The organism is Pseudarthrobacter leeuwenhoeki (assembly GCF_055412885.1).
On sequence record NZ_JBVAYY010000006.1, the window covers coordinates 132,664 to 145,865 of the forward strand.

The 13,202-nt window shown below is 70.1% G+C and carries 10 protein-coding genes; 7 read left to right on the forward strand and 3 right to left on the reverse strand.

Going from position 1 to position 13,202, the window contains the following annotated elements; genetic code table 11:
• Positions 1 to 21 precede the first annotated feature (21 nt).
• Both ACZYX4_RS06955 and ACZYX4_RS06960 read left to right on the forward strand, forming a co-directional pair.
• Positions 22 to 3,372: a glycosyltransferase gene (locus tag ACZYX4_RS06955; RefSeq protein WP_463874747.1), complete on the forward strand. Its 3,351-nt coding sequence runs from the start codon at positions 22 to 24 to the stop codon at positions 3,370 to 3,372.
• Positions 3,365 to 5,113 (forward strand): DUF5719 family protein, encoded by a 1,749-nt coding sequence (locus ACZYX4_RS06960; protein WP_463874748.1) that lies wholly within the window; start codon positions 3,365 to 3,367, stop codon positions 5,111 to 5,113. The genes ACZYX4_RS06955 and ACZYX4_RS06960 overlap by 8 nt, the downstream gene beginning before the upstream one ends.
• Positions 5,114 to 5,195: 82 nt before the next feature.
• On the opposite strand, the gene ACZYX4_RS06965 is transcribed toward ACZYX4_RS06960, so the two are convergent.
• The gene (locus ACZYX4_RS06965) at positions 5,196 to 5,732 is read right to left on the reverse strand and encodes a metallopeptidase family protein (RefSeq protein WP_463874749.1); all 537 of its coding nucleotides are present in this window, start codon (positions 5,730 to 5,732) and stop codon (positions 5,196 to 5,198) included.
• Positions 5,733 to 5,838: 106 nt separating this feature from the next.
• On the opposite strand from ACZYX4_RS06965, the gene ACZYX4_RS06970 reads away from it, so the two are divergent.
• From ACZYX4_RS06970 to ACZYX4_RS06985, 4 genes are all read left to right on the forward strand, one after another.
• Positions 5,839 to 6,228, forward strand: a complete 390-nt coding sequence (locus ACZYX4_RS06970; protein WP_463874828.1) for a DUF3499 domain-containing protein — start codon at positions 5,839 to 5,841, stop codon at positions 6,226 to 6,228.
• A gap of 82 nt (positions 6,229 to 6,310) precedes the next feature.
• Entirely contained in the window at positions 6,311 to 6,544 is a 234-nt protein-coding gene (locus ACZYX4_RS06975) for a Trm112 family protein (protein WP_463874750.1), read from the forward strand.
• Between the two features lie 122 nt (positions 6,545 to 6,666).
• Entirely contained in the window at positions 6,667 to 8,154 is a 1,488-nt protein-coding gene (ahcY, locus tag ACZYX4_RS06980; protein ID WP_463874751.1) for an adenosylhomocysteinase, read from the forward strand.
• Positions 8,155 to 8,368: 214 nt separating this feature from the next.
• A complete protein-coding gene (locus tag ACZYX4_RS06985; protein ID WP_463874752.1) occupies positions 8,369 to 9,631 on the forward strand; it encodes a L,D-transpeptidase in 1,263 nt (420 codons plus the stop codon).
• Between the two features lie 288 nt (positions 9,632 to 9,919).
• On the opposite strand, the gene ACZYX4_RS06990 is transcribed toward ACZYX4_RS06985, so the two are convergent.
• A complete protein-coding gene (locus ACZYX4_RS06990) occupies positions 9,920 to 10,117 on the reverse strand; it encodes a hypothetical protein (RefSeq protein ID WP_463874753.1) in 198 nt (65 codons plus the stop codon).
• On the opposite strand from ACZYX4_RS06990, the gene ACZYX4_RS06995 reads away from it, so the two are divergent.
• Complete coding sequence (locus tag ACZYX4_RS06995) at positions 10,026 to 11,276, forward strand: TIGR01906 family membrane protein (protein ID WP_463874754.1); 1,251 nt, start codon at positions 10,026 to 10,028, stop codon at positions 11,274 to 11,276. The genes ACZYX4_RS06990 and ACZYX4_RS06995 overlap by 92 nt on opposite strands.
• Positions 11,277 to 11,363: 87 nt before the next feature.
• Here ACZYX4_RS06995 and ACZYX4_RS07000 read toward each other — a convergent pair whose 3' ends face one another.
• Entirely contained in the window at positions 11,364 to 13,193 is a 1,830-nt protein-coding gene (locus ACZYX4_RS07000; protein WP_463874755.1) for an AMP-dependent synthetase/ligase, read from the reverse strand.
• Positions 13,194 to 13,202 lie beyond the last annotated feature (9 nt).

Sequence of the window (13,202 nt, forward strand, 5' to 3'; positions counted from 1 at the left end):
GAAGTACAAGTCACCGCCGTCGTGGTTTCCCACGACGGCGGTGACTTTCTCCCCAGAACCCTCGCGGCGCTGGCGGCTCAGAGCCGCCCCGCGGACACCTGCATCGGGGTTGATACCGGCTCCCGCGACCATTCGGCGGCCCTCCTCGAGCAGGCCTTCGGCGCAGCCAACGTCACCGTCTTCGAGCAGCCCCGCAGCGGCATGGGCGCGGCGGTGCAGGCAGGCCTCAGCGCCCTCGCCCCCTGGGGCGGCGCCGGCACGTCCGGCACGGGAACCGCCGGCCGCCCCGTGGTCGAGTGGATCTGGTTGCTGCACGACGACGCTGCCCCCGCACCCGAGGCCCTCGCCGAACTGCTCCGTGCCGTCGAACGCGCACCGTCGGTCACAGTGGCGGGCTGCAAGCAGCTGGACTGGCACTCCGGGCGCCGGCTGATCGACGTCGGGCTCTCCACCAGCCGCTGGGCCGAGCGGCTGACCCTCATCGAAGCCGACGAGCTCGACCAGGGACAGTACGACGGGCGCAGCGACACCTTCGCCGTCAACTCCGCCGGCATGCTGGTCCGCCGCGACGTCTGGGAGGACCTTGGCGGCTTCGACCCGGCACTGCCGGGCAGCGGCGACGATGTCGACTTCTGCTGGCGCAACCGGGTGGCCGGACACCGTGTGGTGGTGGTCCCCAGCGCCGGGATGTTCCACGTCCCGCACCGCCCGCACGCCCTGGGCAACGCGGCGGCGGCCCGCAAGGCCCAGGTGCATTTGAGGCTCAAGCACGCCCCCGCCTGGAAGGTGCCGCTGCACGCCGCCGGAGCCCTGCTCGGCAGTATCTTCAAGCTGGTCCTGAGCATCGCGGTCAAGGACCCGGGACACGGTGTGTCGCAGCTCCTGGCTACTTTCGGCGCACTTTCACGTCCTGCGGCCGTGGCCCGCGGCCGGCGCAACGCTGCCCGGACGCGCCGCATCCGGCGATCCGTCATCAAGGGGTTGCAGACCCCGCGGCGTGAAGTCTGGGCGCACCGCCGCTCACTGATGGAAGCCCTCGGGGCGGACGACGCCGGGGAAAACCTGGGCGGAATCGACCCGCTGGCCGAACAGCCCACCGGCGACTCGGCGGACGACTTCGCCGCACTGACCACCTCCGAGCGGGGCTGGGTGGGCAACGGCGCCCTGCTCGCTGTCCTGCTCACCACGGGAGCCTCCCTGATCGGCCTGCTGAGCCTGTTCCGGGCCGAAGCTGTCACCGGCGGCGCGATCATTCCCCTCTCGCTGGGGCTGGGCGAGATCTGGAACCAGGCCTCCGGCTGGTGGATCACCCTTGGCGCAGGACTTCCCGGCCGCGGGGACCCCTTCGGCTACGTCCTGTGGGTCCTCGGTGTGCTCGGCGGAGGCAACGCCAACACCGCACTGGGCGGGCTGCTCCTCCTGGCCATGCCGCTCTGCGCTCTTTTCGCCTGGTTTGCCGCCGGCGCGCTGACCCAGCGGCGCCGGCTCCGGCTGGCCGCCGCCCTCCTCTGGGCCGGAGCGCCCGCCCTGCAGGTGGCGCTCAACCAGGGACGGGTAGGCGCCCTGGTCGCCCACATCATGATGCCCCTGCTGGTGCTGGCCCTGCTGCGGGCCACCGGCAGCGTCGCGGGACGCGGGCGCTTCGCTGTCCCTGCCCCCGGCGAGCGGCGGTTCACCGAAGCGCCCCCGGTGAAACCCGGAATCAACGGCGCCCCCTCCTGGACAGCGGCCGCCGCGGCCGGGCTGGCGCTGGCCGTCGTGACCGCGGCAGCCCCCTCGCTGCTGCTGCCCGGCGTTGTGCTCGTGGCACTGTGCGGCACGCTCCTGGGCCGCCGCGGCCGCACCGTGTGGTGGGCACTGCTCCCCACCCTGGCGTTGTTCGTACCGTTCCTGGCCTCCACCATTGAACGGCCCCGCGCCCTGCTCGCAGACCCCGGCCTGCCGCTGGGCTTTGACGCGGCACCGCTGTGGCAGCAAGCCCTGGGCCAGCCCCTGCGCTTCGCGGCCGACGGCGGCCTGACCGGCCTTCCGGTGTTCGGCGCAGACTCTGCCCTCCCGTGGGCGCTCCTGCTTGCCCTGCTGATCGGACTGCCCGTCCTGCTCCTGGCCGTGGCGGCCCTGTTCCTGCCGGTCCGTCCGCCGCGGATTGCCCGCGCCCTCTGGGCCGCGGCACTGCTGTTGCTGGCCGGCGGCTGGCTCAGCAGCCAGGTCGCCACCGGGGCCAGCACCGACGTCCTGGTCACTCCCTTTGCCGGACCGGCCGTGTCGGCCGCGGCCTTTGCCCTCCTGGGGGCGTCCCTGATCGGCGCGGCGTCCCTGCTGGACGCCGCCGACCGGGCCGCCGCCGCAACGACGGGCCGCAGGATCCTGACCCGCGGCACCGCGATCACGGCCATGGTCCTGCTGCTGGCCGGCCCGGTGGCGGGCCTGACGGTATGGGCCGCGCAAAACGTCCAGCCGCAGGCCACCCCGGCTGCCGGCGCGACCGGCACCGATTCCCTGGGCGCCACGAGGCTGGTGCAACCGGCCGAGTCCAGGACCCTGCCCGCAACGGCCATCGACCGCGGCGAAGGACCCGAACAGTCCCGCACCCTCATCATCTCCACCGGCGAAAACGGAACGTTCGGCGCCACGCTCATGCGCGGCGCCGGCACCACCCTCGACTCCCTGTCAACAATTGCCGCCGCCCGCCCGATCATGGGGGAGCCCGGCCGGGAGAGCGTTCGTGACGACGACGCCGTCGTGGCTTCGCTGCGCAACGTCGTGGCCACCATCGTGGCCGGCCAGGGCGTCGATCCGCGCGCCGAGCTGGAGCAGCTCGGCGTCGGCTTCGTGGTCCTACGGTCCGCCGATACCGCGGCCCAGCTGACCGCCAGCCGGATGGACGCCGTCCCCGGCCTCGTCGCCGTCGGCAAGACCGACGTCGGCTGGCTCTGGCGGATCAGCCCGCTGAACCAGCCCGTCATCGCGGCCGCCGACGTGGCCCACAGCGTGCGGATCGTTGACGGCGCGGGCGCAACCGTGGGTCTGGTCCCGTCCCGGGCGGGGTCCGCTGATGCCGCGGTGCCCGCCGGGCCGGAAGGACGGCTCGTGGTGCTCGCCGAACGCGCCGATCCGGGCTGGAGCGCCTGGCTCGACGGCCGCCGTCTCACCGCCAGCACCTCCGGCTGGGCGCAGGCCTTCACCCTGCCCGCCCAGGGCGGGCAATTCAGTCTCCGCTACGAAGCGCCCTGGGCCGTCTGGACGGGCATTACCCAGGCCGTCATCATTGGCCTGACCATCCTGCTGGCCATCCCCATGCCTGCCCGTCGGCCGAACACCGGCCTCTCCAGGGACGAAGGCTCCCTGCGTAAGGAACACCAACATGCCTAGGGACGACATCCCCGACGAACCCGCCAACCATGCCCCCGACACCGGGGACGACGCCGCCGACGCTTCCGACGATGCAGCCAGCAGCGCCGGCGCACCGACGCCGCCGACCGGCCGGACCGGGCACGGCCCGGCCGTGCCGCTGCTCCCGGCGCCTGCGGCTCCTCCGCGCGCCCGACGGCTGGGCGGCGTCCTCGCCGCCGTCGTCCTCCTCGCTGCCGGCGGCGGACTTGTTTCCGCCACGGCGCTTACTCCGCAGGGTCCCGGCAGCAGCCGGCCCATCGCGGTGCCGCTGGCGGCGGTCCCCGCAGGAAGCAGCGTGGGCGTCTGCCCGGGGCCGGCCCGGCTCCTGGAAGGTGCCCCCGTGGGCACCGATCCGCAGTTCAGCCCGGAGTCCGCCACCGCCCGGAGCGACGTCAATGCCGTGGTGCTGGGCTCCAGCGCCGGTGTCCTGCCCGGCAGCAGGCTCGCCTCGCTGACCGGCAGCACCCTGGTTGAACTTGCCAAGGCCGCACCGGTTTCGGACGGTCCGGCCACGGCCAGGCCCGCCGCGGTGCCCGTGGCCGGTGTCGTGACCCGGCAGGGCGTCGACGGCGTCACGGTCCTGAGCGCTGATGCGCAGGCGGACCGCCAGCCCTCCGCGGGAGCCGTTCTGCGCTACACCGCCGAGGATGGTGACCTCCGGGGTTCGGCGGCCGCAGCCTGCCAGCAACCCGGCAACGACCTCTGGCTTGTCGGGGCAAACACCGCGCTCGGCCGGACGGCCGTGCTGAAGCTCAGCAACGCTTCCAGCAGCCCCGCCACGGTCAGCCTTGAACTCTTCGGCGCCGAAGGCCGGATCCAGGCCCCGGGCAGCCGGGGACTCCTCGTCGCGCCGGGCACTACCCGCTCCGTTATCCTGGCCGGCCTCGCCCCGGGGCAGGAGCGGCTCAGCGTCCGGGTGCGCAGCGCCGGCGGGCCGGTGGCCGCGCATATCCAGCAAAGTGTGCTGCGGGGATTGACGCCCGGCGGCGTCGAGTTCATCGCTCCGGCCGCGGCCCCGGCCCTCCGCCAGGTGATCCCCGGTGTCGACATCCAGGACCCCGGCGGTATGGCGGGACTCACCGGCCAGCCCGGCTTCGGGGATGCCGGACCGGCCCTGCAGCTGACGGTGCCGGGCTCCGCCGATGCCGTCGTCGCTATCAAAGTCTTTGGACGGGACGGCCAGAAGGCTCTGCCCGGCGGTGGAGTGGTCACGGCGAAGGCCGGATCCGTCACTGAGGTCCCCCTCGCCGGCGTGCCGGCCGGGCCCTACACGGTGTCCGTCAGCTCGGACGTTTCCTTCACGGCGGCGGCGCGCGTCACCAGGGGACTGACGGCCGGGGATGCCTCCGACTTTGCGTGGTCACCGGCCTCGGCGAGGCTGGGAAGCCAACACGTTGTTCCGGTCCCCGGGGCAGGAGACCGCTACCTGATTTTCGGTGCTCCCGAAGGCCGGGCCACCATCTCCTATACCCCGGTCACGGCAGACGGCAAGGTTCACGCGGCCTCAGCCGCCGACATTGCCGGCGGCACCACCGCTCTTATCAAGATCCCGGTCGACGTCGCGGGCTCGCAGCTGGTTGGCTACCTCGTGTCCGCTGCGGGGGATCCCGCTTACGGGGCGGTCCTGCTGCAACAGGACGGCAGGCAGGACATCTCAACGATCGCCGTTGCCCCTGGGGCGGCTGGCCAGGAACAGGTCCCGGTCACCCTCGGTTACTGAGCGCTCCCGGTTGCCGGGCGGCCGGATGCGCCGCGGTGCCGGCCGCAGGCGTGCCTGCGGCCGGGGATTCTTCGGATCGGTTCTAGTAGCGGCGGCGGTACACAGGATCGAGTGACTCGGGCGGCACTCCCAGCATCTCGGCGGTGTACTCCACCACGACGTCATGGACCAGGTCCTGGAGTTCCTCGCTGCTGCCGCAGGCCTGCTCGACGACCCGGCGGTGCAGGGTGATCACCGGTCCCTCCTCCGCCGTGGCGGGGGAGTAGGAGCCCATCGGGGCGAGAGTGCGGTCCGCCACGAGCTGTTCGAGCCCCGGCGGAATCTCATCGACGGCGAAGCGGACCGCGTCCAGCGGCTTGCCCCAAATGTCGTGGAGCCGCTCAGCCGAGTCCAGGACAAAGTCGTCGAAACGGTCCGAGCGGGTGCGGTAACCGGGCAGCGTGGGCAACATCAACTCGCCGCGGAGTCCGCGGCCGTGCCGGTTCCTCCGCCGCTGGCGGAAGCCCCTCGGCGCCGCGGCGCTGCCGGAACCGCCCGCGGTGGAAGCGGCGTCGAGACGTCCGGCGTCGGTTTCAGCCAAGCGGACCGTGAAACCCGGATCTTGGTGCGATGACTGCATATCTCGACTCTAAACCCGCCGCATGGTTTACGCGATATGGGCCGTCCGACCCGCCGCCAGCGCGCCGTCCGGCCTCCTGCGGCCCGGGGGAGTAGTCTGTGAAGTCGTGGGAGCTATTCGTCTTTGTTCAAGGTCAGCCTGCCGCAACTCAGCGGTGGCCACTTTGACGTACGTCTATGCCGACTCCACCGCCGTTCTGGGGCCGCTGGCAACCTACGCCGAGCCGCACTGCTACGACTTGTGTGAACAGCACGCCGGGTCCCTGACAGTCCCGCGCGGCTGGGAAGTGCTCCGGCTGGCAATGCCGGCCGGCCCCGCAGGTCCGGGCCCCGATGACCTCCTCGACCTGGCCAACGCCGTCCGGGAGGCGGCGTCACGGCCCGCCGAACCGGAATCCGGCCAGGGCCAGCGCGGCGCCCACCCCGCCCTTGAAGCTCCGGCCGCAACCGAGGGCATCCGGCGGGGGCATCTGCGCGTCCTGCGCGAACCTTCGTAAGCTGCAACTGGCGGTAGGCTGGGAACTGCAAAATCCGTAAGCCACCGGCGCCTGCTGCGGCGTCCACCAGGGAGCGTTCACCATGCCGAAGATCAGTCCCGAACTCCTGTCTGTCCTGAGATGCCCCGTCACCGGGTCCCCGCTGGTTCTCGACGGCGAGGATCTCATCACCACTGCGGCCGGCCCCGACGGGGTGAAGCTGCGTTACGCGATCGAGGACGGCATTCCCCTGCTGCTGCCGCCGGAACTGCTCCCGGCCGCCGCAGCGGCCCCCGCCTTCCAGCACGACGCCGCGTCCCCGCGCCCCGCCGGCTAGGATGCCGGCCCATCGCTGCGCCGCTCGGCTCCGAAGTACTTTCCAGCGACTGATCAGCCCTCTACTTTAGTTCGAGGCAGCCAGGTCCCGGACCTGACCGCCGGCCACAGCAAAGGATTCTTATGACTCTCGATTACAAAATTGCGGACATCTCCCTGGCCGAGGCAGGCCGGCACCAGATCCGCCTCGCCGAGCACGAAATGCCCGGCCTGATGTCCCTGCGGCAGGAGTTCGGTGCCAGCCAGCCGCTCAAGGGCGCCCGGATCGCCGGATCCCTGCATATGACGGTGCAGACCGCCGTGCTGATCGAGACGCTCACGGCACTCGGCGCGGAGGTCCGCTGGGCCTCCTGCAACATCTTCTCCACCCAGGACGAAGCCGCCGCCGCCGTGGTGGTCGGCGGCGGAACGGTTCAGGACCCGCAGGGTGTTCCGGTGTTCGCCTGGAAGGGCGAGACACTGGAGGACTACTGGTGGACCGCGGAGCAGATCCTGACCTGGCCCGGCGCGGACAGCAACCCGGACCTCGGCCCGAACATGATCCTCGACGACGGCGGCGACGCGACCATGCTGGTCCACAAGGGCGCCGACTTCGAGGCGCTTGGTGCTGTCCCGGCCACCGCCGACGACGAGTCCGAGGAGGGGCGGGTCTTCCTTGACGTGCTGCGCGCCTCGCTGCAGGCGGATCCGCAGAAGTGGACCCGGATCGGCTCCCGCCTGCTGGGCGTCACCGAGGAAACAACCACCGGCGTGCACCGCCTCTACCAGCTCGCGGAGCAGGGCAAGCTGCTGTTCCCGGCGATCAACGTCAACGATTCCGTCACTAAGAGCAAGTTCGACAACAAGTACGGCATCCGCCACTCGCTGCCGGACGGCATCAACCGCGCCACCGACGTCCTGATGGGCGGCAAGGTTGCCGTCGTCTGCGGTTACGGCGACGTCGGCAAGGGCGCAGCGGAGGCCTTCCGCGGCCAGGGCTCGCGCGTTATTGTCACCGAAATCGATCCCATCTGCGCCCTCCAGGCGGCCATGGACGGGTACCAGGTTGCGAAGCTGGAGTCCGTCCTGGCCGAGGGTCACATCTTCATCACCACCACCGGCAACAAGGACGTCATCATGGCCGAGCACATGGCCGGGATGCGTGACAAGGCGATCGTGGGCAACATCGGCCACTTCGACAACGAGATCGACATGGCCGGGCTGGCCCGGATCCCCGGCATCACGAAGGTTGAAATCAAGCCGCAGGTGCACGAGTGGGTCTTCGCGGAAGACCCCGCCACGGGAGAGGGCAGCCGATCCATTATCGTGCTGTCCGAGGGGCGCCTGCTGAACCTCGGCAACGCCACCGGACACCCGTCCTTCGTGATGAGCAACTCCTTCGCCAACCAGACGATCGCGCAGATCGAGCTCTTCACCAAGCGTGACCAGCCGGAAGGGGAACGGGAGTACCACAAGCAGGTCTACGTGCTGCCGAAAATCCTGGACGAGAAGGTTGCCCGACTGCACCTGGATGCCCTCGGCGTCGAACTGACCGAGCTGTCCAAGGAACAGGCCGAGTACCTGGACCTGGAGGTTTCCGGCCCGTACAAGCCGGACCACTACCGCTACTAGGAACCGCCTGGGGCAGCGGCCCGGGCCGCCAAAGGTCCCGTCGTTCCCGCAGGAAGGGAGCCCCGGACCAAGTGTCCGGGGCTCCCTTTGTGATCTGGCCGTGGCGGTGCCGGGGCGGGCCGACGGGACGCTTCGCCTATGCTGGCAGGAGGGAGATCGTGAGCCCCGATGTGGGCTTGAAGGCAGAATCCGTGAGGGAACACAGGAAGTGGCCATGACTGAAGAGAGCGGGCATCGACGCCGGCAGCCGGGACACCGTCCCCGCAACACCGGGAAAATACTGGCGGCCCTTGCCATCTGCGCCGTTGTCGCGGCCGGCGGGATCGGCGTCGCCACATCACCGGGCTGGGCCCGGCCCGGCATGCCCTCCGAGGCCTCGGCGCCGATGCGGAACGCGCCCGGCCTCGCCGCCCCCGTCGTGAAGCTTGTTGAGCTCGGAGTGACCCCGACCGACGGCGCCAAAGGTGTCAACCCCGCCGCCGCCCCCTCAGTCAAGGCAGTCAACGGCGTCGTGAAGGACGTCGTGCTGGTCCCGGCCGCCGGCGGCGACCCCGTGCCGGGAGCCACCAGCCCGGACGGCTCAACCTGGACCGCCGGGGATCCACTGGAATTCGACACGAAGTACAAGTACAGCTTCACCATCGTCGACCAGGCCGGGCGCGAGACAAAAAAGGCCCAGACCTTCGCGACCGTGGCCGCAGCCAACGAGGCGGACGCCGCCGTCTATCCGCTCAACGGCACCACGGTCGGCGCCGGACAGCCCATCGAAATCGTCTTCAGCGAGCCCGTCCTGAACAAGGAGGCCATGGAGAAGGCCGTGACCGTCACGGCGTCCTCCGGCCAGGCCATGGCGTGGCGCTGGTACTCGGACCGCCGGGTCCGGATTCGCCCCGAAGCGTTCTGGGCCGCCAACAGCGAGATCACCGTGGACCTGAAACTCTTCGGCGTCGACTTTGGCAACAAGATGATCGGCAATTCCGACAACAAAGTCTCCTTCAAGGTCGGACCGCAGCGCCTGGCCGTCGTTGATGACATCACCAAGACCATGAACGTTTACTTCGACGGCCAACTCGTCAAGACGGCTCCGGTCACTCTGGGCGACGCTGACTGGCTCTCCCCAACCGGCTACGCCGTCATCATGGAGCAGGAACGCCACTCGGACTTCAACGCCGGCAGCATCGGACTCGAACCCGGCGACAAGGGCTACTACCCTCCCCTGACCGTGGAGTACGCCAACCGCCTGACCAGCTCCGGCGTGTACGTCCACCAGGCCCTTGAATCGGCCTGGCGTGCGGTGGGCAAGTCCAACGTGTCGCACGGCTGCGTCGGGCTGCTTCCGGCGGACGCCGCCTGGTTCTTCAACAACATGAAGACCGGCGACGTCGTCCAGACCCTCAACACCGGGGCCCCGGCCGTGGAACCGCTCGAAGGCTTCGGCGACTGGAACATCCCCTGGGCACAGTACGCGAAGCGGTGACCGGGACGCCGGCGGCCGGCCGCACCGGTACTTCCCCTGATTCCCCGTGCTGATTCCCCGTCCTGATTCCCCGTCCTGATTCCCCGTCCTGATTCCCCGTCCTGATTCCCCGTCCTGATTCCCCGTCCTGATTCCCCGTCCTGATTCCCCGTCCTGATTCCCCGTCCTGATTCCCCGTCCTGATTCCCCGTCCCTCGGGGTGTGGCATCACGCCCACGCCCAGGCTCTGGCGGTAGGCTCGGACGCAGATATGTAGCGTTGCCGGGCCCCGGCCGGCGGCGCGGACACCTACGGAAGCGAAGCTGCAGTGACTGACTCAAGTCCCACCCCTCCGAACCGGCCGGATCCGCAGCTGGATCCGGCCGATGACACTGACGAGCCCGCGTTCGACTGGATGACGCCGAAGTCCGCGGAGCAGCATTCTGCAGCCTCCGAGAGCGCAGCCTCCGACAGCACGGCCTCCGACAGCACGGCCTCCGACAGCACGGCCTCCGACAGCACGGCCTCCCACAGCACGGCCGCACGGGCTGCCGGCAGCACTCCGGGGACCCTGTCGCGCGCCGGCCGCAAGGCGGCGGAAGCCGCCGTCGAACCGGCGCCCAAGGACAACGGCACCCACTTCAGAGAGCCGCTTCCCACCTCCGCCTTGCAGGTCCGGCCCCCGGAGGCGGAAGTGCAGCGCCGCAACGCCGAACGTGAACACGCGTTGAATGCCAAACCGGTGGCCCCGCGCGTGATGCAGGTCCTGCTCGCCGTGTGCTTCCCGGTGATCCTGCTGGTGCTGGCCGTCCGGGCCGTCGCCAGCCCCCTGTTCCTCTGGGTGGAGTACAACCGGCCCGGATTTCCGGGCGACGGCTACGGTTTCAGCACCGATGACCGCATGACCTACGGCTCCTATGCTGTGGACTACCTCAGCAACTGGGCGGGACCGCGGTACCTGGGCGGACTGGTCCACCGCAGCGGCGACAGGCTGTTTGAGGACGGCGAAGTCAGCCACATGGCCGACGTCAAACTCGTCATTCTGTCCGCCTTCGGCGCCGGCGTCCTGCTCATCCTGCTGAGCCTGATCGCCGTGATCTACCTGCGGCGCCGCAGCCCCGGGGGAGTGCGGCGCGGCCTGTTCGCCGGGTCGATTGTCAGCCTTGTCATCATCATCAGCCTCGGCGTGCTGGCGGTGCTGGGCTGGGAGCAGTTTTTTGCCCAGTTCCACAGCGTCTTCTTTGCCAGCGGCACGTGGACGTTCTCCCTGCAGGACACCCTGATCCGGCTCTTCCCGGCCCAGTTCTGGGTCGACGGCGGGATTGTGATCGCCGTCCTGGTGCTTCTCGCCTCGCTCGTCACCCTGATTCTCACCTGGCCGACGCGCAAGCGCCGCGGACTGCCGAAGCGCGGCGCAGCGGCCGGCGCCCCGGCCGGGAACAAGGCCACCGAAGCCACCTCCACCGAGGCTGCCTCCAAGGAGGCTGCCCCCGCGAAGCGCTCGCTCTTCCGGCGGGACAGGTCAGGCAAAGCCGGCGGGAAAAGTGCTGCGACGGTATCCGCCACGGCCGACGCTGACGCAGAGGATACAGCAGCCGGAAGCTCCGCCACCGGGGACACCGGGACAAACGGCACCCCCGCGCGGGGACACTCCAGCGCCGTTTAGGGGCGCCGGATCCGGCGGACCACAGACACGCGGAAGCGGCCGGCACCACGGTGCCGGCCGCTTCCTTGTGTCAGGGGTGAGGCGGCGTCAGCCGTAGATCCGGTTGATCTGCGCCTCGAAGTCACGCACCACGGCGGCACGCTTGAGCTTGAGCGACGGTGTCAGGTGCCCGGATTCCACCGTGAAGTCGGCGTCCAGCACAACGAAGCTGCGGATGGATTCGGCCTGGGACACAAGGGCGTTCGCTTCGTCCACCGCGCGTTGCAGGGCACCGCGGACCAAGTCGTTCCCGCAGGCCTCGGCCGGGCTCATGGCGGGAACCTTGTGCACGGTGCACCAGTTTTCCAGGCCCTCCGGGTCCAGGTTGATTAAGGCTGACACGAACGGCCTGCCGTCCCCGATCACCACCGCCTGCAGGACCAGTTCGTGCTCGCGGATCTTCTCCTCCAGCGGACCGGGGGCGACGTTCTTGCCGCCGGCGGTGACCAGCAGGTCCTTCTTCCGGCCGGTGATCGTCAGGAAGCCCTCCGGGTCGAGGGACCCGAGGTCGCCGGTGCGGAAAAACCCGTCCACGAACGCCTCCGCGTTGGCCGCCGCGTTGTTGTGGTACCCCTTGAAGACGCCGATGCCCCGGACCAGGATCTCGCCGTCCTCGGCGACCCGGATGGTGGTCCCGGGCACCGGGATGCCTACCGTTCCCACCTTGGTCCGTGTCGGAGTGTTGGCCGTGCACGGGGCCGTAGTTTCGGTGAGGCCGTAGCCTTCGAGGACGGGGATGCCCGCGCCGCGGAAAAAGTGCGCGTGGCGGGAGCTCAGCGGGCTGGCCCCCGAGACGGCGTAGCCCAACTGGCCTCCGAAGGCCTGCCGCAGCTTGGGGTACAGCAGCCGGTCGAAGAGGGCGTGTTTGGTGCGGTTCACCAATCCGGGGCCGGGGCCGGTGCCCCGGGCTGCGGCGTCGAGGGCCCGGGAGTAGTCGATCGCGGCGGCGGCCGCCGACCCGAACAGGCGTTCCTTCCCGGCGAGGGCCGCCTTGTGGGCGGCGCCGGCGTAAACCTTCTCGAAGATCCGGGGCACCACCAGCAGGAAGGTGGGTTTGAAGCTGGCCAGGTCCTCCAGCAGCTCCTTGGCGCTGGCGGTGTGGCCCAGGGTGGTCCCGGCGCTGAGGCAGATCACCTGGACGGCACGGGCCAGGACATGGGCCAGCGGGAGGAACATCAGCGTCCTGGTCCGGGGCTGCCACAGGATCTCAGGCAGGAACAGCACGATGTTCTTGGCGAGCAGGGCGAAGTTCCCGTGCGTGATTTCGCAGCCCTTGGGCTGGCCGGTGGTGCCGGAGGTGTAGACGAGGGAGGCAACGTCCGCGAGCCCGGCCGTGGACCGGTGCCGTTCCAGTTCGGCGTCGCCGACTCCGGTGCCCGCTGCGGCCAGGCTGGCGAGGTTGGGGGCGGCGCCGTCGTAGTCCATCCGCACCACCGGAAGCACGGTGCCACCGAGCAGGCCGGAGCTGTCCAGGACCTGGCGGACCAGCCCTGCCTTTGCCTCGTTGTCCGCGAAGATGCGCCGGGCGCCCGAGTCGTTCAGGATCCATTCGACCTGGCCGGCGGAGGACGTCTCATAGATGGGAACGGGGACGCCCCCGGCGAACCAGATGGCAAAGTCCACGACGGTCCACTCGTAGCGGGTGCCGGACATGACCGCCACGGTTTCCCCGGGCGTGATGCCGCCGGCGATCAGGCCCTTGGCCAGAGCCCGGACCTGGTCCAGGAACTGCTGCGCGGAGACGTCGGCCCAGCCGGCCGGCCCTTTGCGGGAGTACAGCGCATGCACGGGATCCTTGCCGTGCTGCTCCAGCAAAAGGTCCGTCACGTTGCTGCCCGGATCGAGCTCGACGAGCAGTCCGGTGCTTGCTTCTCTCACAGCCGTTTC

What these genes read in the sequence shown, in the direction of transcription:
- ACZYX4_RS06960 (WP_463874748.1), top strand. Translation starts at nt 3,365, where the DNA reads ATGCCTAGGGACGACATCCCCGACGAACCCGCCAACCATGCCCCCGAC.
- ACZYX4_RS06965 (WP_463874749.1), bottom strand. Translation starts at nt 5,732, where the DNA reads ATGCAGTCATCGCACCAAGATCCGGGTTTCACGGTCCGCTTGGCTGAA.
- ACZYX4_RS06975 (WP_463874750.1), top strand. Translation starts at nt 6,311, where the DNA reads ATGCCGAAGATCAGTCCCGAACTCCTGTCTGTCCTGAGATGCCCCGTC.
- ahcY (WP_463874751.1), top strand. Translation starts at nt 6,667, where the DNA reads ATGACTCTCGATTACAAAATTGCGGACATCTCCCTGGCCGAGGCAGGC.
- ACZYX4_RS06985 (WP_463874752.1), top strand. Translation starts at nt 8,369, where the DNA reads ATGACTGAAGAGAGCGGGCATCGACGCCGGCAGCCGGGACACCGTCCC.
- ACZYX4_RS06995 (WP_463874754.1), top strand. Translation starts at nt 10,026, where the DNA reads ATGACGCCGAAGTCCGCGGAGCAGCATTCTGCAGCCTCCGAGAGCGCA.